This is a genomic window from Peribacillus saganii, from assembly GCF_003429095.1.
Lineage (GTDB): Bacteria > Bacillota > Bacilli > Bacillales > DSM-1321 > Peribacillus > Peribacillus saganii.
This window is the reverse complement of sequence record NZ_QVTE01000068.1, coordinates 1-1,567: the sequence shown is the minus strand read 5'-3', so window position 1 is coordinate 1,567 and position 1,567 is coordinate 1. Positions and strand designations below refer to the sequence as shown.

The following is a 1,567-nucleotide window of genomic DNA, read 5'->3' as shown; positions in this document are numbered from 1 at the left end:
CAGAGTGTCGAGAAACTCCCTAGAGATCAATATCCTTGGTCATAAACTGGAATAATTTTCTAATCATTAAGCTTAATTTATCATTTGTAAATAAAAAAGGTCCTCCTATTCAACCAATCTGGTGAGATGGAGGGCCATTTTTTTGATATTTTGGCATGTCGCAGTCATGAAAGCCTGTTCCTGGACAGACTCCTTCCCTCTAAAGCGTGCATAACGAAAAGCATGGAGTTCCTTCGCATCAGCGAAACTCCTTTCAATTGTATGTCCACGCATCCTGTAAAGGGTTTTTCCTTCAGGCGTTCTCTTGTTTTGCCTGGCATGTTCCTTGTGTTCTTCCCATATATGATTGCTGATGACCCGTTGTTTGTTTTTAGAGGTGGTACATTCGTTAAGATGTGGGCAGGTTGCACATTCCTTTGGGTCTGATTTATAGAAGCGGTTTCCGTCTCGGTCAGTGGTTGAATAACGAAGCATAATGCCCATCGGGCATACGTAGACGTCTTTTTCAGGGACATAGATGAATTTCCTCTTCGGCAGGACTTTCTTTTGGCTCCCAAAACGGCGGTAGCCCATTACCATGAAGATCTTCTGCTCCCTTAATTTTTTACATATATAGCCGGTGAAATATCCGGAATCCAGGGCGGCAGCTTCCACGTTGAAATCGAATTTAGTTGTTTGGACCTGAAGTCGTTCAAGGTACGGCTCGGAATCAGAAACGTTACCAGGAGTAATGTAGGTATCCGTAATGATATTGAACTTCGCATCGACAGTCCGGTGGTCCAGATAAAAGAAACCACGCGGTTTCCCATCACGCATCAGAAACCCACTGTCTGGATCAGTTGTACTGCATCGGGTCATTTCTGGTTCTTTCTTCTTCGCATCCCCATCCTTTCTAGGTTTCAACTCTTTTTTCCGTGGATGAACCTGTCCTCATTGACTTCCTTCTCCAATTGATCTAGGTATCCTTTCGCCTTTGGTTTCGCTACTTTTATCTTCCGGACAAATTTATTCTTATTGGCATTTGCTTTGATATGTGTGGAATCAGTCATGAGGATGCGCCCACCAACCATATTATGATGCTGTGCCTGGCGTACAATTTCATCAAAAATGTCTTCAAAAACACTAGTGTGAAGGAAACGGGTACGACGGTTAAAGCTGATTGTGGAGTGATCGGGGACTGGATCAGTAATTGAATAACCAAGAAACCAACGATAGGCAATATTCATCTGAATTTCCTTTTCAAGCTGCCTTTCTGAACGAACACCGTAAAAGTAACCAATGAACATCATTTTGAAAAGAGTAATGGGGTGAATGGAGGGGCGGCCATTGTTATCACAATAGTAAGGTTTTAATTTTTCTTCTATAAAGGAGAAATCAATGGTCTCTTCGACCCTTCGCAAGAAGTGGTCATCTGGAATAAGATCATTAATGGTTACAGTCACTTGTTCATCGCGATTGTTTTTTTGGTTACCCATCATTTGAATCGCCTCCTTGCACTCCCTTTACCCACTTTTTCTTGAAAAGAACGCAAAAAAGCTGCTGAGAAAAAACTTTCTCAACAGCCTGA

1 protein-coding gene is annotated in these 1,567 nt (G+C 42.2%); it reads right to left on the bottom strand.

The annotated features are described in order from the left end of the window. Positions 1–105: 105 nt before the first annotated feature. A protein-coding gene (locus tag D0469_RS20125; RefSeq protein WP_407675760.1) for an IS1182 family transposase occupies positions 106–1,478 on the bottom strand; the annotation gives its coding sequence in 2 pieces (ribosomal slippage) (positions 106–900 and positions 903–1,478; 1,371 coding nt in all). Positions 1,479–1,567: the final 89 nt, after the last annotated feature.